This window comes from Solwaraspora sp. WMMD791 (assembly GCF_029581195.1).
Classification (GTDB): Bacteria; Actinomycetota; Actinomycetes; order Mycobacteriales; family Micromonosporaceae; genus Micromonospora_E.
On record NZ_CP120737.1, the window covers coordinates 2,543,412 to 2,561,344 of the forward strand.

18 protein-coding genes and 1 tRNA gene are annotated in these 17,933 nt (G+C 69.1%); 17 read left to right on the plus strand and 2 right to left on the minus strand.

What is annotated here, in order from left to right:
• Window positions 1–8: 8 nt before the first annotated feature.
• The 9 genes from O7623_RS11155 (at window position 9) to O7623_RS11195 (ending at window position 7,952) form a co-directional block, all read left to right on the plus strand.
• On the plus strand, window positions 9–926 hold the full coding sequence (locus O7623_RS11155; RefSeq protein WP_282228543.1) for a ribokinase: 918 nt from the start codon (window positions 9–11) through the stop codon (window positions 924–926).
• Window positions 926–1,954 carry an ABC transporter permease gene (locus O7623_RS11160; RefSeq protein ID WP_282228544.1) on the plus strand — a complete coding sequence of 343 codons (1,029 nt, stop codon included), beginning with the start codon at window positions 926–928 and terminating at the stop codon, window positions 1,952–1,954. The genes O7623_RS11155 and O7623_RS11160 overlap by 1 nt, the downstream gene beginning before the upstream one ends.
• Window positions 1,955–2,009: 55 nt before the next feature.
• On the plus strand, window positions 2,010–3,035 hold the full coding sequence (locus O7623_RS11165; protein ID WP_282228545.1) for a substrate-binding domain-containing protein: 1,026 nt from the start codon (window positions 2,010–2,012) through the stop codon (window positions 3,033–3,035).
• Window positions 3,036–3,039: 4 nt separating this feature from the next.
• Complete coding sequence (locus O7623_RS11170; RefSeq protein ID WP_282228546.1) at window positions 3,040–4,605, plus strand: sugar ABC transporter ATP-binding protein; 1,566 nt, start codon at window positions 3,040–3,042, stop codon at window positions 4,603–4,605.
• Entirely contained in the window at window positions 4,602–5,057 is a 456-nt protein-coding gene (gene rbsD, locus O7623_RS11175; protein WP_282228547.1) for a D-ribose pyranase, read from the plus strand. Before O7623_RS11170 ends, rbsD begins: the two co-directional genes overlap by 4 nt.
• 94 nt (window positions 5,058–5,151) lie before the next feature.
• Window positions 5,152–5,859, plus strand: a complete 708-nt coding sequence (gene deoC / locus O7623_RS11180) for a deoxyribose-phosphate aldolase (protein ID WP_282228548.1) — start codon at window positions 5,152–5,154, stop codon at window positions 5,857–5,859.
• A 73-nt stretch (window positions 5,860–5,932) separates the two neighbouring features.
• Window positions 5,933–6,700 (plus strand): GntR family transcriptional regulator, encoded by a 768-nt coding sequence (locus O7623_RS11185; RefSeq protein ID WP_282228549.1) that lies wholly within the window; start codon window positions 5,933–5,935, stop codon window positions 6,698–6,700.
• Window positions 6,701–6,877: 177 nt separating this feature from the next.
• Window positions 6,878–7,699, plus strand: coding sequence for an alpha/beta hydrolase (locus tag O7623_RS11190; protein ID WP_282228550.1), 822 nt, complete (start codon window positions 6,878–6,880; stop codon window positions 7,697–7,699).
• 176 nt (window positions 7,700–7,875) lie between these two features.
• Window positions 7,876–7,952 (plus strand) — tRNA-Ile (locus O7623_RS11195).
• Between the two features lie 152 nt (window positions 7,953–8,104).
• Here O7623_RS11195 and O7623_RS11200 read toward each other — a convergent pair.
• A complete protein-coding gene (locus tag O7623_RS11200) occupies window positions 8,105–8,950 on the minus strand; it encodes a DeoR/GlpR family DNA-binding transcription regulator (RefSeq protein WP_282228551.1) in 846 nt (281 codons plus the stop codon).
• 294 nt (window positions 8,951–9,244) lie between these two features.
• On the opposite strand from O7623_RS11200, the gene O7623_RS11205 reads away from it, so the two are divergent.
• The 8 genes from O7623_RS11205 to O7623_RS11240 all read left to right on the plus strand — a co-directional run bounded on the left by O7623_RS11205 (window position 9,245) and on the right by O7623_RS11240 (window position 17,219).
• Window positions 9,245–10,528, plus strand: coding sequence for a sugar ABC transporter substrate-binding protein (locus O7623_RS11205; protein ID WP_282228552.1), 1,284 nt, complete (start codon window positions 9,245–9,247; stop codon window positions 10,526–10,528).
• Between the two features lie 56 nt (window positions 10,529–10,584).
• A complete protein-coding gene (locus O7623_RS11210; protein ID WP_282228553.1) occupies window positions 10,585–11,520 on the plus strand; it encodes a sugar ABC transporter permease in 936 nt (311 codons plus the stop codon).
• A gap of 5 nt (window positions 11,521–11,525) precedes the next feature.
• Entirely contained in the window at window positions 11,526–12,368 is an 843-nt protein-coding gene (locus tag O7623_RS11215) for a carbohydrate ABC transporter permease (RefSeq protein WP_282228554.1), read from the plus strand.
• A gap of 38 nt (window positions 12,369–12,406) precedes the next feature.
• Window positions 12,407–13,270: a ketose-bisphosphate aldolase gene (locus O7623_RS11220; RefSeq protein ID WP_282228555.1), complete on the plus strand. Its 864-nt coding sequence runs from the start codon at window positions 12,407–12,409 to the stop codon at window positions 13,268–13,270.
• 1 nt (window position 13,271) lies between these two features.
• Window positions 13,272–14,519, plus strand: coding sequence for an ADP-dependent glucokinase/phosphofructokinase (locus tag O7623_RS11225; RefSeq protein ID WP_282228556.1), 1,248 nt, complete (start codon window positions 13,272–13,274; stop codon window positions 14,517–14,519).
• On the plus strand, window positions 14,516–15,466 hold the full coding sequence (locus O7623_RS11230; protein ID WP_282228557.1) for a class I mannose-6-phosphate isomerase: 951 nt from the start codon (window positions 14,516–14,518) through the stop codon (window positions 15,464–15,466). Before O7623_RS11225 ends, O7623_RS11230 begins: the two co-directional genes overlap by 4 nt.
• A gap of 250 nt (window positions 15,467–15,716) precedes the next feature.
• Entirely contained in the window at window positions 15,717–15,944 is a 228-nt protein-coding gene (locus O7623_RS11235) for a hypothetical protein (protein WP_282228558.1), read from the plus strand.
• A 450-nt stretch (window positions 15,945–16,394) separates the two neighbouring features.
• Entirely contained in the window at window positions 16,395–17,219 is an 825-nt protein-coding gene (locus O7623_RS11240; RefSeq protein WP_282228559.1) for an alpha/beta hydrolase, read from the plus strand.
• Between the two features lie 58 nt (window positions 17,220–17,277).
• Here the strand turns inward: O7623_RS11240 and O7623_RS11245 are convergent, their stop codons facing one another.
• Window positions 17,278–17,829 (minus strand): QsdR family transcriptional regulator, encoded by a 552-nt coding sequence (locus tag O7623_RS11245; protein ID WP_282228560.1) that lies wholly within the window; start codon window positions 17,827–17,829, stop codon window positions 17,278–17,280.
• Window positions 17,830–17,933: the final 104 nt, after the last annotated feature.

The following is a 17,933-nucleotide window of genomic DNA, read 5'->3' on the forward strand; positions in this document are numbered from 1 at the left end:
GGCCAGGGATGAAGATAGCAGTGGTCGGCAGCTACGGCGCCGGACTCACCATGCGGGTGCCCCGGTTGCCGGTCGCCGGGGAGACCCTCTCCGGCGGTGAGTTCAGTTCCGGACACGGCGGCAAGGGCTCCAACCAGGCGGTCGCCGCCGCCCGGCTCGGCGCACGGGTCAGCCTGCTGAGCGCGGTCGGACCCGACCAGTTCGGCACCGCCGCCCGACAGTTGTGGGCCGAGGAGGGTGTGGACGCCACGGGGGTGCGCACCGCCGACGCCGCCACGATGGTCGGCGTCATCCTGGTCGACGCCCACGGCGAGAACCGGATCGTCATCGCTCCCGGCGCCCTCGACCAGCTCACCCCGGCCGACGTCGACAGGTTCGCCGACCGGATCACCGACGCCGACATCGTCGTCGTGTCACTGGAGATCCCACTGCCGGTGGCGACCGCCGCGCTGCGCCTGGCGCACGCCAACGGCGTACGGACCCTGCTCAACCCGGCACCCGCCGTCGAACTGCCGGACGAGGCCTGGGGGTGGATCGACGTACTCACCCCGAACGCCAGCGAGGCCCAGGTGCTGACCGGCCACCAGCCGGACGCCGACCCGCACCCCGACGACCTCGTCGACCTCATCCGCACCCGGTACGCCGGGGCGCTGGTGCTCACCCTCGGCGCCGCCGGTGCCGTCGTCGACCACGACGGGCGGCGCGCCGTCGTCGACCCGGTCACCGTCCCCCGGGTCGTCGACACCACCGGTGCCGGCGACGCCTTCACCGGCGCGCTCGCCGTCGGCCTGGCCCGCGGCGACACCCTCACCGACGCGGCCCGGTACGCCGCCGCCGCTGGCGCCCACGCCGTCGGCATCGCCGAGGTCGTCCCCGCACTCGCCTACCCCGACGACGTCGTGGCCCTGCTCAGGAGACGAGAGTGATGACCCAAACGACCACCCCGGCGCCCCCGGTCGCCGTACCGGCCGCCCCACCCACCAGCCGGTCACCGCTACGCCGATTCCTGCACGCCCGCGAGGCGAGCACCTTCGGCGCGTTGATCGTCCTGTTCGCCCTCGGTGCGTTCCTGGCACCCGGGTTCCTCGGCACCAACAACTTCCTCACCGTCGGCCAGCAGATCGCCCAGATCGGCATCATGGCCGTCGGCGTCACCTTCGTCATCATCAACGCCGAGATCGACCTGTCGGTCGGCTCGATCTACGGGCTCGGCGCCATCGTCTGCGGACTACTGATGACATCGGACGTCGCCTGGCCGCTGGCCGCCCTGGGCGGGGTCGCGGCCGGGGCGCTCGCCGGCCTGCTCAACGGCCTGATGACCGTCGGGTTCGGCATCCCGTCGTTCATCGTCACCCTGGGCACCCTGAGCGTCTACCGTGGTGTCACGCTGCTGCTCAGCGGCGGCGCGCCGATCTCCCTGTCCGCCCGGGAACCGGGCGTCGCCGAGTTCAACCTGCTCGGCCAGGGCCGGTTGTTCGGGCTGCTGCCGATGCAGCTGGTCATCTTCGCGACCGTCGCCGTCGTCTTCGCCATCGTGCTGTCGCGCTCCCGCTACGGTTTCAACACCTACGCGGTCGGCGGCAGCGTCGAAGCCGCGCGGCTCTGCGGCATCCGTACCGGCCGGGTCAAGGTCGTCGCGTTCACCATCTCCGGCACCCTGGCCGCCCTCGCCGGCGTACTCGGACTGTCGTTCCTGTCGTACGTGCAGGGCGTCACCGGCACCGGGATGGAGCTGACCGCCATCTCTGCGGTGATCATCGGTGGCGCCGCGCTGTTCGGCGGATCCGGCACCATGCTCGGCACCGTCATCGGCGTCGCCTTCATCGGCGTCCTGCAGAACATCCTCAACCTGCGGGGCATCTCGTCGTTCTGGCAGACCGTGGCCACCGGCGCGGTCATCATCCTCGCCGTCGCCGCCGACACCGCGCTGCGCAAGCGATCCGGCCGACGCTGACCCCGGTCCTGCTTCCCACCCATCCACCCCGACACACCAGCAAGGAGCCTTCGACATGCGGTTCTCCCTCCGGCGACGCACCGCCGTCGCCGCCGTACTCGGCGCGAGCCTGCTCGCCGCCACCGCCTGCGGTGCGGTCACCCCGGCCTCCGACTCCGACTCCGCCTCCGGCGCCGGCGGCTTCCAACTCGCCGACTACATCCAGGAGGCGGTCGACAACGGCGACCAACTGAAGATCCGGCTCAGCTACCACGATCCCTCGCTGGCGTTCGCCGTACCGATCCGCGAGGGCATGCAGCGGGCCGCGGCCGAACTCGGCGTCGAGGCCGAGATGATCGGACCTGCCGGAGGCAGCGCCGCCGACCAGGTCGCCGAGCTGCAGACGCTGATCAACCAGCGGCAGATCCACGGCCTGGCCGTCTCCTCGGCCAGCAACGACGCGCTGATGCCGGTCATCGCCCAGGCCTACGACGCGGGCATCCCGATCATCTCGTTCAACACCAACAACCCCGACTCGCAGCAGATGGGCTTCGTCGGACAGGACCTGGTCGCCTCCGGCGCGGCGCTGGCCGAGGAGCTGCTCGGCGTCCTCGACGGCCAGACCGGCAAGGTCGTCGTCGTCTCCGTCGACGCCGGTGCCGGCTGGTCCAACGACCGCTTCTCCGGCTTCCAGTCGGCCCTGGAGGCATCCGGGTTGGACATCGTCGGACCGGTGAACACCGGCAACGAGCCGAGCGCGGCGTACAACACGATCGAGTCGACGATGGCGGCACAGAGCGACGCGATCGCGCTGGTCTCCCTCGACTGCTGCAGCTTCACCGCCGGTGCGACCTGGCTGCAGCAGTCCGGTAACGCCGGGAAGATCCACTCGGTCGGCTTCGACGTCCAGCCGCAGACCGTCGAGTACCTCAAGGCCGGCGTGGTCGACCTGACCATCAGCCAGGCCCCGGCCGAGCAGGGCTACCAGGCCGTCAAGCTGCTCACCGACTTCCTCACCGACGGCACCGCGATCAGCGACGTCGACACCGGTGTGCTGGTCGTCACCCCGGACAACGTCGACGACGTTCCGGTGGAGGGCTGAGTCGATGACCGGCCCGGCCACGATCAGCACCCCGACGGCCACCGCCGTCGCGGTGACCGGTCTGTCGAAGCACTTCGGACCAGTCCGTGCGCTGCACGACGTGACGATGGACGTCGCCGCCGGAAGCCTCACCGCCGTGATGGGCGAGAACGGTGCCGGCAAGTCGACGCTCATGAAGATCCTGGCCGGGCTGGACTCCCCCACCAGCGGGACCGTGCAGGTCGCTGGCGAGCAGGTCACCCGGTTCGACCCGGCCAACCTGCTCAGCCGGCACCGGGTGGCCCTGGTACCGCAGGAACTGGCCCTGGCCACCGACCGGACCGTCGCCGAGAACATCCTGCTCGGCGCGGAACCCGGCTCCCGGGTGTTCCCGCACCGGCGCCGCATGGACGACCGGGCCGCCGCGCTGCTCGACCGGCTCGGCGTACGGCTGGATCCCCGCCGGCGCGTCGGCGACCTCGACGCGGCCACCGGTCAGCTGGTGGTCATCGCCCGGTCGTTGGCCCGCGACGCCCGTCTGGTGATCCTCGACGAGCCGACGTCGATCCTGTCGCCGGCCGAGTCCGAGCGACTGTTCGGGGTCATCCGGCAGCTGCGCGACGACGGCGTCACCATGCTGTACGTCTCACACCGGATGCCCGAGGTGTTCGCCCTGTCGCAGCACATCCACGTGCTGCGCGACGGCCGGCACGTCGGGCACTGGCCGACCGCCGATGTGACCCCCGACCAGGTGGTGGCGGCGATGGTCGGCCGGGAGCTCGCCGGCGAACTCGACCGCGGCGGGCGACGCGCCGCCGCGGCCGGCACCACAGCCCGGCTGCGGATGCGCGGCGTCACCGGCACCGGGTTCACCGATGTCGACCTCGACGTCGCGCCCGGCGAGGTCGTCGGCATCGCCGGGCTGCCCGACAGCGGGCGGGTCGAGCTGCTGCGCGGCATCTTCGGCGCCGATCCGGTCAGCGGCGGAGACCTGCAGCTCGACGGCACGGCGTTCACCGCGCGCAGCCCTCGCGACGCGATCCGCGCCCGAGTGGCGTACCTGCCCGGCGAACGTCGCCACCAGGGCGTCCTGCCGACGATGAGCGTCGCCGACAACATCAACATCCTGACGCTCGGCCGCCGGCAACGGCTCGGCCTGCTGCCACGGCGTGCCCTGCGGCGCGACGCCGACACCCGGGTCCGCCAACTGCGGGTCAAGACCGCCGACTCCGGGCAGGGCATCATGCAGCTGTCCGGCGGCAACCAGCAGAAGGCGCTGCTCGCCCGCTGGCTGGCCATCGAACCCCGGCTGATGCTGCTCGACGAACCCACCCGGGGCGTCGACGTCGGCGCCAAGGCGGAGATCTACCGGCTGTTCCGCGACCTTGCCGCCGACGGGGTCGGCATCGTCGTCTCCTCGTCGGACCTGCCCGAACTGCTCACCGTCAGCGACCGGATCGCGGTGCTGGCCGCCGGCCGGCTCGTCGGGGTCCTCGACGCCGACGACGCCACCGAGGAGAAGGTCATGGCGCTGGCCACCGGCGCCCACACCATGCCGGAGGGCACCCACACCAAGAAGGAGAAGCCATGAAACGTCGAGGCATCCTCAACGCCGAACTGTCCGGGGCGCTCGCCACGCTCGGTCACACCGACCTGCTGCTGGTCGTCGACGCCGGGTTCCCGGTCCCCCGGACGGCGCACCGCGTCGACCTGGCCATCGCCGAGGACCTGCCCCGGCTGACCACGGTGCTCGACCTCATCGCCGACGAACTCGTCGTCGAAGGCGTGGTGTACGCCGAGGACGTCGCCGCCCACAACGCCCCGCTGGCGGACTGGCTGGCCCGGCGCTTTCCCGGCGTACCGACGACCACCCGGGCCCATGCCGACCTGCTCGGCGAGCTCGCCCAGCAGGCAAAGGTGATCGTACGGACCGGCGCGTTCAACCCGTGGGGCAACGTCGGCCTCGTCTGCGGGGTCGACGTACCCCGCTGGTTCGACGAGCCCGGCGTCGTCGTCCCCGACTACTACCGGGACCGGATGTAGCCGCCCCACCGCGCGCAGGCGTGCCGCACCGCCCGCCGTGCTCCGCCGTCAGTCGCACCGCCGCCAGTCGCACCAGATGAACCTTGGAGAGATCGTGATTCCTGCACCCCGCGCCGACATCGGGACGACCCCCGCAGCGTTGGCGCCCTACATCCAGCACACCCTGATCGAGGTCGGCACCACCCACGACCAGATCGTCGCCCACGCCGAGGAGACCGTCCGGTACGGCTTCAGCGCGGCGATGGTGGCCGGCTCGTGGGTCGCCGAAACCGCCGAGGTGCTGCGCGGCACCGGCGTCGAGGTCGCCTCGGCGTTGGACTTCCCCACCGTCGGCGTCACCACCAGCACCGGCAAGGCCGCCGAGGCGGAGAGCCTGGTCCGGGCCGGTGCCCAGCAGATCGACATCGGCGTGCAGATCGGCTGGCTGAAAAGCGGCCGGTACGACGCGTTCCGCGACGACATCGCCGGGGTGGTCCGCGCCGCCGGGGTGCCCATCAAGGTGATGCTGGAACTGCCGCTGCTCACCCCGCAGGAACGCGACATCGCGGTCGAACTCTCCATCGAGGCGGGCGCGGCCTACCTGAAGAACGCCAGTAGCGGAGCTGTCGAGGTCGCCAACCCTGACAGCGTCGCCTACCTGGTGGCCCGGGCCCCGCAGGGCGTACTGGTGAAGGCGTCCGGCGGGATCAAGTCCTACGCTCAGGCCGTGGCGCTGCTCGACGCCGGGGCGGTGCTGTTGGGCACCAGCGCCGGGGTGGCTATCGTCACTGACCAGACCACCGCCGCGACGACCAGTTACTGACCCGCCGATCCTGTGTCCTGTGCGGACTCCTGACCGGTGTCCGCACAGGACGGCACCATGACGATGAGGCGCCATGTCCGACCAGTTCAGCACCGCCGCACCGGCGGAGCGGCTCGACCGCGACGCCCCGGCACCGCTGCACGCCCAGGTGTCGGAGCAGATCCGTGCCCGGATCGTGTCCGGCGAGTGGCCGCCGCACTACCGGCTACGCAGCGAACCGGAGCTGGCCGTCGACCTCGGCATCTCCCGTGGCACCCTGCGCCGTGCCCTCGCCACGCTGATCCGTGACGGGCTGCTGGTGCAGGTACGGGGGCGCGGCACCTACGTCACCTCCACCGCGATCGAGCCGTCGATCGCGCAGAAACTCACCACCCTCTCCGAGGACTTCGCCCGGCAGGGGGTCACCGTCTCCACCCAGGTCCGCTCACATCAGGTGATGGCCGCCCCGTCGCCGGTCGCCGCGCTGCTCGACCTGCGCCCCGGGCAGTCGGTGCTACGGCTGGAACGGCTACGCGCCACCGCAGACGGGCCGGTCGCCTGGCTGGTCAACTACGTACGGCTCGACCTGGCACCCGGCATCGAAGACGCCGATCTCGCCGACCAGTCACTGTTCGGGCTCCTGGAGAACGAGTACCGGTTGAAGATCAGCACTGGCCGGCGTACCTTCACCGCGACCGCAGCGGCCGGCGAGGTCGCGGGGGCGCTCGGCGTACCCGACGGGTTTCCGCTGCTCTACCTGGAGCAGATCACCTACCTTGACGACGGACGGCCGATCGAGTACTCCGATGTCTGGATTCACAGCGAGCGGATGCGGGTCACCTCGCTGCTGTCCCGACGCTGACCCTCGGATTCTCGCGCCGACCGGTCGTCGGTTCCCCGAATCCGACCACCCACACCGGTTATCTGACCACCGTCGCGGAGACTCTCTTCCTGTCCGACGATGCTCCGCCCACCGCCCCTGGCAGCGCAGCCCGGACCGGATGGGACGCCGAGCGCACCGAGAGTCAGGAGTGACGCCATGGGATACCTCACCATGTCCGACGGCACCCAGCTCTACTACAAGGACTGGGGCTCCGGCCCGGCAGTCGTCTTCTCCCACGGGTGGCCGCTGAACGCCGACGCCTGGGACGGACAGCTGCTCTTCCTCGCCCAACAGGGGTTCCGGGTCATCGCCCACGACCGGCGCGGCCACGGCCGGTCCAGCCAGTCGCCGGACGGCAACGAGATGAACACGTACGCCGACGACCTGGCCACCCTCATCGAGGCACTCGGCATCACCGACGCGACCCTGGTGGGCCACTCCACCGGCGGCGGCGAGGTCGCACGCTACATCGGCCGCTACGGCACCGACCGGATCTCCAAGGCGGTGCTGATCTCCGCCGTACCGCCGATCATGGCGCAGACGCCGGACAACCCGGATGGGCTGCCACTGGCGGTGTTCGAGGAGATGCGGGCCGCGTTGGCCGCCGACCGTTCGCAGTTCTATCAGGACCTGGCGGTGAAGTTCTTCGGCGCAGACCGGTCCGGGGCGACGGTGTCCAAGGGCGTGCTGGACCAGTTCTGGGCCTGGAGCATGCAGGCCGGCCTGTGGAACGTGTACCAGTGCGTCGCGGCCTTCTCGGAAACGGACTTCCGTGACGATCTGGCCGCCTTCGACATTCCCACGCTGGTGATCCAGGGCGACGACGACCAGATCGTGCCGATCCGCAACGCGTCGATGAAGACCGCCCAGATGGTGCCGGGCGCGCAGGAGGCGTACTACCCGGGTGCCCCGCACGGCATCACCGCCACCCACCAGGAACAGGTCAACCAGGATCTGCTCACCTTCCTGAAGAGCTGATCCGCGGCGGCGCGCCGGGGACGAACGGTCGGCTCCGGCAGGTACGGGTGGTCCGTCGGCGACGGACCACCCGTACTTCCGTGAATCGCCGCGTCCGCAGGCGCGCCAGTCGCGCTCGCGGACGCGATCGATGCGGTACGCCCGACAGAGCGGGCACCGGATAGGATTTCTCCGCCGGGGCGGTAGCTCAGCCGGTCAGAGCAGGGGACTCATAATCCCTCGGTCGCGGGTTCGAGCCCCGCCCGCCCCACCACCAGGCAAAAGCGATACCACCGCTGCCGATAGTGTCGCAGGCGAGAGCACCGGCCCACTCGAGCAACAGGGGTCAGGCGGTGCGGAAGTCGGAGGCGACCGTCCCGCCGGCCGTCGAGCGCCGGGGCGGACGCCGCAGCCGGGGGGCACCGGCTAGACCGCGCTCCGCGCTGCCCGTTGCCGGGGTGAGGTCGTCGGGGTGATCACCTTGACGTCGTTCGCGGCGAGGGCGTCGCGCAGGTCGGCGGAGGGCGCGCTGTCGGTGATCAGGTAGTCCGCGCTGCTCAGCTCCGAAACCTGGGCGAACAGCCGGCGGCCGAACTTGGAGGAGTCGGCGAGGATCGCCACCCGCCCCGCTCGCGAAATCATCTCCTGCATCATCGCGGCTTCGGCGAGGTTGCTCGTCGTGAAGCCGGCGTCCGCGTCGACGGCACCGACCCCGATCAGCGCCAGGTCACAGCTGATGTCCAGTTCGGCGCCGCCGTTGGACCGGAAGCTGACCGGCCCGATGGTGGCGAGCGTGAGGGTGCGCACCGCGCCACCGAAGACATAGATGTCACGGATCGCGGTGGGTGGCAGTGCGCCGGGAACCAGCAGGTTGTTCGTCGCCACCGTGAGGTCGCGGTGCTGACCCAGGTTGCGGGCGACCGCCAGGGTGGTGGTGCCACCGTTGATCATGATGGTCGAGCTGTCCTGAACCAGAGCCGCGGCCAGGACCGCGATCTTCTCCTTCTCCTGCTCCTGCAGGGCGAGTCGCTGGTCGACGGCGCGATCGGTACGGGACACCGTGGAGAGACTGACGGCTCCACCGTAGGTACGTACGAGTACTCCGTCGGCGCTGAGCTGGTCGAGGTCGCGCCGGACGGTGTCGATCGAGACGCCGAAGCGTTCGGCCAGTTCAGCCACTGTCACCTGGCCGGTGTCGGCGACGTACGCGGCCAGCTGAGCCTTGCGCCCGGCGGGCAGGTGGCGCTGCCGCTCGTCCCTGTCGACGTTCATGCTTCCCCCTTGTCAATGCGGCAGTATGCCACAACCGCGCGTCGGTCGCGCACCTAGGCGCAACGAGCAGCACTGACCTGCAGCCTGCCGCAAGGCCAACCGCAGAACACCGCACATCGCCCCGACCAGCCGCAAGGAGCATCGCGGAGCTGACCTGCACCCCACCCAGACGCAGCGTTCTGCCGTGCTACGCGTTTTTCTGCCGTTCTACTCTTGTCCTTGCCCGTAACACGTTGCTAACGTGACGCCAACCTGGCAGGTGATCGAGAGCCTTGGATATAGAAGGAGTTCGCCATGTTGTTTCGGGCTACCCGACTGAGACGAGTGATTGGGACGGTCACGGCGGCGGCGACGGTCGCGTTCGTGGCGGCGTGCGGCACGGACGATGCTGCGGCTGACGGCACGGTGACGCTCGAGTTCGCCCAGTGGTGGGGCGCCGAACTGCCGGCCGGGGAATTCGACAAGATCATCAACGACTTCACCGCACAGAACCCGAACATCAAGATCGAACTGCTGAGTGCGCCGTACGCCTCGACCAAGCAGCAGTTGCTCACCGGCGCGGCCTCGAAGACCCTGCCCGACGTGGTCGGCCTCGACGGCGCCTGGGTCAACGACTTCGCCCGCCAGGGCGCGATCACCGACCTGTCCCAGCTGATGGCCGACGCCGACTACGACGACAGCCAGCTCGCCAGCCAGATCCAGATCGACGGTAAGACCTACATGATCCCGGTGGTCAACTTCGTCTACCCGCTCTTCGTCAACAAGGACCTGCTCGCCAAGGCCGGCGTCGCCAGCGTGCCGACCACCCGCACCGAGTTCCTCGAAGCAGCCGAGAAGATCAGCGCCAGCGGCGGCGACGTCAAGGGCTGGGCACTGCCGCTCGACACCGCCGTGCCGAACGGGGTCCAGAACGACGTGATGTCCTGGCTCTGGGCGTCCGGCGGCAGCATGCTCACCGACGACGGCAAGCCGAACCTGACCAGTCCGCAGGTGAAGAGCACGGTCGAGTTCGTCAAGAGCCTCAACGACGCCGACGCCATCGCCCCCGGTGCGCTCACCATGAAGGAGCAGGACAAGGTCGAGAAGTTCAGCAACGGCCAGATCGGGATGATGATCGACTCGCTCGCGCACATCAACCTGATCAGGGAGAACCAGCCGGACCTGGACTTCGAGGTGGTGGCGCTGCCCGCTGAGGACGGCTACACCGGCGAGCGGGGGATCCCCTACGCGTCCTGGGGAATCGGGATCTCCGAGTCCACCGAGCACAAGGCCGAGGCGTTCAAGTTCGTGTCGTACCTGATGAGCCAGGAGACCAACGCCTCGCTCAGCACGATCGCGAACGGCTTCCCGGGCAACAAGGATGCCGAACCCGACTTCAGCAACAGCGACCCGCTGTTCCGGGCCGCCTTCGACATCTACCAGCAGGGCTACCCGGCGAACGAGTTCGTCGGCCTGCCGAAGTCCGAGGACCTGATGCGCAGCTTCGCCGAGCAGCTGCAGCTTGTGTTGACCGACCAGTCGAGCGTCGACGACGCCCTGACCGCAGCACAGGAGAACTGGTCCTCGGTCATCGAGTAGCCGTCCGGGCGCCGCGCCGGCAGGACCGGCGCGGCGCCCCACCAAGGAGACAGCCCATGACTCTGACCGCACCGCGGACCTCGACGCGCGCCGCGCCGGCCACCGCCGGCAGGTCCCGATCCGGCCTGGCGCGGCGCCTGGTCCCGTACGGCTATCTGTCCCCCACGGTGGCGCTGATCGTGGTCCTGATGGTGGTCCCCATCGTCATGGTGGTCAGCTACTCGTTACAGGACAACGTGATCGTCCAGGAGAACTCGGTCTTCGTCGGGTTCGCCAACTACACCACGGTGCTCACCGACCCGAACTTCCTGGCCGCGCTGCGTAACACCGCGGTCTTCATCTCCGTCAGCACCATGGCCCACCTGGTTCTCGGCCTCGCCTTCGCGATGATGCTCAACACGCAGTTGCTCAGCGGGGTCACCAAGGCGATCTTCCGGATCATCTACATCCTGCCGTGGCTGTTCACCATCGCGGTGATCGCCGTGATCTGGCGGCTGCTGCTGGACCCGGCCGGCGTGGTCAACTACATGCTGCAGACCCTGGGGCTCGTCCAGCAGGGCCTGAACTGGTTCGGCGACCCGACCATCGCGCTGTGGGCGGTGACCTTCGTCAACATCTGGTCCGGCTACCCGTTCTTCATGATCAGTCTGCTCGCCGCGCTGCAGGGCATCCCCGCCGACCTCTACGAGGCCGCCGCCGTCGACGGCACGACCTGGTGGCAGCGGTTCGTCCACGTCACGCTGCCCCAGCTCCGGCCGGTGATCATCAGCATGGCGGTGCTCGATCTGATCTGGACCTCGCACCAGTTCGCGCTGATCTGGATGACCACCGGCGGCGGGCCGCTGAACTCCACCGAGATGCTCAGCACCTTCACCTACAAGCAGGCCTTCAGCGAGTACGAGTTCGCGACGGCCGCCGCAGCCGCCGTCATCGTCCTACTGCTCACAACCGTGCTGGCCTTCTTCTACGTACGCTCACAGAGGGAACGGTGAGGCGCATGGCCACCGTCAGGACCCGACGCCTCCTCGCGAAGGTCGGCGTCGTCACCGGGCTGGTCGTCGGCGGGCTCTTCGCCGGCCTGCCGGTCCTGTGGATGCTGTCCACCTCGTTCAAGCGCAACGGCGAGGTCTTCGCAAGCCCTCCGCGGCTTCTCACCGAGGGCTTCTCGCTCGACGCCTACCGCGCGATCCTGGGCAACGGCGCCCAACTGCGGTTCTTTCTCAACAGCTACGTCGTCGCCTTCGCGGTGACCATCCTGACGCTGCTGGTGGCCGTGCTCGCCGGGTACGCCTTCAGCCGCTTCCGGTTCCCGTTCCAGAAGACCATCAACGCCGTGATCATCAGCGTCCAGGCGGTGCCGCCGATCACGCTCGTCATCCCGTACTTCGGGCTCATCGTCGCGCTCGGCCTGTACGACACCTACGCCGGCCTGATCCTCACCCACATGGTGTTCACCCTGCCGTACGCGATCATCATGATCACCGCGTACCTGAACACGCTGCCGAAGGAACTGGACGAGTCCGTCAAGGTCGACGGGGGCAGCGGCTGGACCGCGCTGTGGCGAATCCTCGTGCCGGTCTCGGTGCCCGGCCTGATCGCGGTCGGCGTCTACACCTTCATGATCTCGTGGAACGAGTACCTGTTCGCACTCACGCTGACCCGCACCGACGACATGCGCACCGTCCCCATCGGCATCCAACTGCTCATGGGCCAGCACTCGTACGAGTGGAACCAGATGATGGCGATGAGCATCCTCGGGTCCATTCCCGTTCTCATCCTCTTCCTTGTCTTCCAGCGGCGGTTCATCGGTGGGCTCACCGCCGGCGCCGTGAAGACCTGACCCCCGGCAACCAACATCCACTAAGGAGAAAGTCGGACATGCTGACGACCGGCAAGGCGATTCTCGACGTCGCCAACGCGCACAGCTTCGCCGTGCCAGCCTTCAACATCAGCGACTGGGCGATGTTCAAGGGCATCGTGGAGATCAGTGAGGAGATGAACGCCCCGCTGATCGTGGGGATCCACCCGGACGAGGTCCGGCACATCGGCCGCGAGATGATCACCGGCATCGCCGAGCGGTCACACCACTCGAGCGTCCCGATCGCCATCCACTGGGACCATGGCGCCACCTACGAGCAGATTCTCCAGGCGATCCAGTACGGATTCACCTCCGTGATGATCGACGGGTCGCTGCTGCCGTTCGAGGAGAACATCGCGATCACCCGGAAGGTCACCGACTCCGCGCACGTTCTCGGGGTGTCCGTGGAGGGCGAGCTCGGCACGATCGGTGGGAACGACAGCTACGCCGAGGCAGGCGCCGCCGAGATCATCTACACGGATCCCGACGACGCTGTCACGTTCGTCGAGCAGACCGGGGTGGACAGCCTCGCCGTCGCGATCGGCACCTTCCACGGGCTCTACCCGGCCCATCTCAAGCCCGAACTGAAGCTCGACCTGCTCAAGGAGATCAAGAGTCGGGTGCAGATCCCACTGGTGCTGCACGGTGGATCCGGCAATCCGGACGACGAGATCCGCGAGGCGTCCCGGATAGGCATCAACAAAATCAACATCTCCACCGACATCAAGGTCGCCTACCACAGCAAGATGCGTGAGGTGCTGGGCAACGACCCCAAGACCCGCGAGCCCAACGCCATCCAGCCCGCCTGCATCGAAGCCATGAAGGTGGTCGCCGCCCAGAAGATCGAACTGTTCGGCGCGGCCGGTAGGGCCTCGCTCTACTGACATGACGGACGCGTCCCGTATCGTCCTCGGCCTCGGCGGTTGCGTCGACTACGAGGTGAAACTGACCGCCGAGGTCATGCAGCAGTTGGTCAGCACGTACGGCATCGCCGCCGCGGAGCTCGCGTCGCCGGCGACCGTCGCCAACGAGCGGGACCTGGTGGTGTCGATTCTCGGCTACGTAGCCCGTGGGGGTGGCGGCGAGCACTACGTCGCCGCCGCCCCGGCGTTGGAGAGCTTCGCCAGCCGTCTGCCGCGCCGGGTGGCGCTGGGCGGTACCTCCGTACGGGCCGGGATCCTGATGAGCCGGCTGGGCGTGCCGTCGACGCTGCACCTGGTCACCGTCAACGACACCGTACGCCGGCTGTTGCCGCCCGACAGCGACCACTTCGCCGCCGACGGCGAGGACACCCTCTATCCGCACCTGATCGTCCAGTACGACCAGGGGCTACGGATCCGCGCCGGCGACATCGACATCACCGCGCCGTTTCCGAACCGGCTGATCTACGTCAACGACCCCGCCAACGGCGCCATGGCGCTCAGCGATGAGCTCGGTGACCGGCTCAGCCGGGCCGACCTGTTCCTGATCTCAGGCTTCAACGCCATGCGCTCGGCGGCGCAACTCGACCTGCGGCTCACCGAACTGCGCGGGCACCTACGGCGGCGACCACCTGGTGCGGTGACCTACTTCGAGGACGCCGCCTACCACGAGCCCGCGTTCAGCCGCCGGGTCCTGGCCGCGCTGCGGGACACGATCGACGTGTACGGATTGAACGAAGACGAGTTGCAGTCGTACCTCGGACACCCCGTCGATCTGCTCTCGGCGACGGAGGTCGCCGACGCGCTCACGACGGTCCACGCGCTCGTGCCCGCACCGACGGTGGTCCTGCACACGAAGTACTGGGCCATCGCCCTCGGCCCGTGCGCGTCGAGGTACGCCGACGCCCTCGACACCGGCACCGTGATGGCCGCCGTCCGCTACCGCCACGGCGACGACTTCACCGACTCCGACATCGGCCGTCTGCGTCGGCGACCGCGCCGGCCCGAGTCCGTGGAGTTCGCCGCCGCACTGCGTGCCCGACTGGGCGAGACGGTGCACTGCGTACCCGCCTTCGCGCTCGACGTGGCGCACCCCACCACGGTCGGGCTGGGCGACACGTTCGTCGGCGGTTTCCTTGCCGCGCTCGCCTGGCAGCGGATCCGACCGGCCGGCGACGCGACTCCCTTCCTCGACCAGATTGTCGATCCATGACCCTTCAGGTGCTGCCGGCCAACCAGCCGGAGACGTTCTACCGGGGTGCTGGCCGGATCGCCGGTTTCCGCAACGTGCCCGCCATGCCCGACCGCCCGGAGGACTGGGTGGGCTCGGTGACCACCCGGTTCGGGCTGGGCCCGTCCGGCCTGTCCACGCTGTCCGACGGCCGGCTGCTCGCCGACGCGATCGCCGCCGACCCGCACTGGTGGCTCGGCCCGCAGCGCACCGACCCCGGCGTACTCGTGAAACTGCTCGACGCGGGCCAGCGTCTGCCGCTGCACGTCCACCCCGACCGCCGCTTCGCCACCACACACCTGGCGTCACCGTACGGCAAGACCGAGGCCTGGGTGATCGTGTCGGCCCGCCCCGACGCGTACGTCCACCTCGGCTTCGCCCGTGACGTGTCGGCCGATGAACTTGCCGGCTGGGTGACGGGCCAGCAGACCGGGCAGATGCTGGCCGCGACCAACCGGATTCCGGTGTCGGCCGGCGACGCGATCCTCTGCCCCGCCGGCCTTCCGCACGCGATCGGCGACGGCATCCTGCTGGTCGAGGTTCAGGAGCCGACCGATTTCTCGGTACTGCTCGAGTACGAGGAGTTCGGCCTGGCCGACGGTCATCTGGGCCTCGGCTACGACCTGGCACTGCGGTGCGTGGATCGGAGCAGGTGGACGCCGCAGCGTCTGGACCAGCTACGGGGCGGCCGACAACTGCTGCCCGAGGCTGCCGACGAGTTCTTCACCGCGCACCGGCTGTCCGGCGGCGACCGCCTGAGGCAGGGATTCAGCGTCCTGGTCGCGGTGGCCGGCGAGGGCAGCATCGCCGGCGAGTGGGACGACCTGCCGCTACGGCGGGGAGACACCCTGCTGGTTCCGTACGCCGCCGGACCGCTCCGGCTGGACGGTACGGTCGGGGTGATCCGCCTGGCACCGCCCGAGCGTTGACCGATCTGCCCGACCCCGCTACCCGCCGCGTTTCCAGCGCCGGTGACGGCACCTGCCAGTCCTGAGTGCACCAGGTGATGCGTCGCGTGGGTGGGTGATCCTGAGACAGCTGTCTCAGGATCACCCACCCACGTGACGGACCGGGCGTGGACAGGGTCAAATGTCTGGGCCACCAGCGCAACGGCACGACCGACGCCGCACCACGGGTGCCGCCAGCGTCGGCCGGACCCAGCGCGACCAAGGAGACGACATGCCGCTGATCGGACACGGCCCGGCGGTACCGATCGACAACCGCCTCCGGGTGCCACCGGACACCCGTTGGCGCGACGCCGGCTGGCTGGCCGCGGCAGCAGACGTCGAGCAGCACCGGATCGAGGGGCGCTGCCCGGCGTGCGACCTCGACGGCTGCGAGGTGCTCACCGCCGCCGAACTGATCGTGGCGACGGCCGCCGACCCGGCGATGCTTCCCCACCACTGAATCCGTCACATTCCGCAATCTCTTATTGACGATTCGCAGTCGATTTCGGTTTACCTTTTTCCCGGCCTCGACGAGCCTGCGACGGCCGTCTCACGATCAACGTCGTCCCTGGTCAACGGCCCACAAGCGCGGATAACGTCGGATTCACCTGAGGGCACCTCAGGATCTCCACCATCACCGGGGGCCACGTTTCGGCACCGCCGAAATGACAACGGCACAGGTTCCCTGACCGCTGCGGCCAATTCGCCGGCCCGCGGCCAATTCGCCGAGCTGTGACCAACGGTACGAACGACCCACCAATGAGGAGGACAGGTGTATCCGTCGTCGGCCACACCCCGCTCGATTCCACCACGAACAGCCCGGCGATCCGCCGGTGGCACAGTCCGGCCGGACCGCGCTCGGCGCCGGATCCGTGCCCTGCTCGTCACCGCCGCAGCCGGAGCCCTCGCGGTGGCCGGGCTCACCGCGATCCCGAACGCCAGCGCCGCGGACAATCCCTTCGAACGGGGTCCGGCCCCCAGCGCGGCCAGCATCGCCGCAGCCCGGGGTCCGTTCGCCACCTCCCAGGTCACCGTGTCGTCGCGCAGCGCCGACGGCTTCGGCGGCGGCACGATCTACTTCCCCACCAGCACCAGCAGCGGCACCTTCGGTGCCGTGGCGATCGCTCCCGGATTCACGGCCAGCCGTTCCAGCATGGCGTGGCTCGGACCGAGGCTCGCCTCGCAGGGGTTCGTCGTCTTCAACATCGACACGATCACCCGTTCCGACCAGCCCGCAAGTCGGGGGCGGCAGCTCCTGGCGGCACTGGACTTCCTGGTGGAGCGCAGCACCGTCCGCGACCGGGTGGACCCGGACAGGCTGGCTGTGATCGGCCACTCCATGGGCGGCGGTGGCGCGCTCGAGGCGGCTCAGGCCCGCCCGACGTTGCAAGCGGCGATCCCGATGACTCCGTGGAATCTCACCAAGAACTGGTCCGAACTCCAGGTGCCCACACTGATCATCGGGGCCGAGAACGACAGCATCGCATCAGTACGTACCCATTCGAAGCCGTTCTTCGACAGCTTTCCGTCGGACCTCGACAAGGCGTACCTCGAATTGAACAACGCGAGCCACTTCGCACCCAACATCTCCAACACCACCATCGCGTCGTTCAGCATCTCGTGGCTGAAGCGCTTCGTGGACGACGACCTGCGGTACGAGCAGTTCCTGTGCCCGTCACCACAGCCGAACCGACAGATCTCCGAGTACCGGGACAGCTGCCCGCACTCGGCCTGAACCTCGGCACCGGCCGGCGGTGGGAACCGCCGGCCGGCACCGGCTGCCGTCGGACTGTTCAGGTCACCGGGGTGAACAGTGCCCGCAGTGCCTGTTCCATCCGGTCGAGGTCGGCCGGTTGGCTGGTGAGCAGCTCGGCGTAGACCGCGGACTCCACGATGCCGATGTAGAGGTATGCCAGCGCCTGCGGGTCGGCGACGACCCGGTCGAGCTCGGGCCCGAGCACCTCCTCGAAGACCTCGACCTGGGCGTGGATGAAGCGCTGGTGGACGCCACCAGGTTCGGCGAAGAAGACCCGGGCCGCCGTCTCCGGCTCGGCGATGACGAAACGCCGCAACGGAGAAGAGTGCCGCACACCGCTGACGTAGTGCCGGGTCACCTCGACCACCCCGTCGACGCCCGATTGTCGTCGCGCGCGGCGGGAATCCGTCAGCCGCCGGCTGCCGAGCTGCCACAGCACCTCGCCGATCAACTGGTCCCGGCTGCCGGCAACCCGGTAGAGAGTCGCCCGGCTGACGGCCAGCGCACCGGCGAGCGCGTCCATGTCCACCGTGCCATGGTCGAGGAAGTACTCGATAGCGCCGCAGACGACCGCGGTTTCGCTGATCACCCGGCGAGGAGCGGGGATCGTCGGAGTGGCGGGCGCGCTCGTCCGGTCACCGCCAATGCCCGATCCGGCAGCCGCCGGCACCTGGAATGTCATCGACCCCATGA